This is a genomic window from Pantoea sp. S62 (assembly GCF_016658625.1).
GTDB lineage: Bacteria > Pseudomonadota > Gammaproteobacteria > Enterobacterales > Enterobacteriaceae > Pantoea > Pantoea vagans.
Window position 1 is genome coordinate 1 of record NZ_JACVVI010000071.1, and the last position, 264, is coordinate 264.

The 264-nt window shown below is 52.7% G+C and carries 1 tRNA gene; it reads left to right on the forward strand.

The window, feature by feature from the left end:
• Positions 1-91: 91 nt before the first annotated feature.
• A tRNA-Glu gene (locus IBT54_RS24975) sits at positions 92-166 on the forward strand.
• The last annotated feature ends 98 nt before the right edge of the window (positions 167-264 follow it).

Sequence of the window (264 nt, forward strand, 5' to 3'; positions counted from 1 at the left end):
TACCTGAAGATACCTTCCCGCGCAGTGTCCACACAGATTGTCTGATAAAAAAGTAATGAGCAGGACGGCTGCGAAGTCGTGACACTATCGTGTCCCCTTCGTCTAGCGGTTAGGACTCCGCCCTTTCACGGCGGCAACAGGGGTTCGAATCCCCTAGGGGACGCCACCTGCTTGGTGACAGGTGAAAGGTGTCTCCATACAGTATCTCAAAACCGATTTGGTTGCGTAAGCAGCCGGGCCGCGTTTGAGATATTTGCTCTTTAA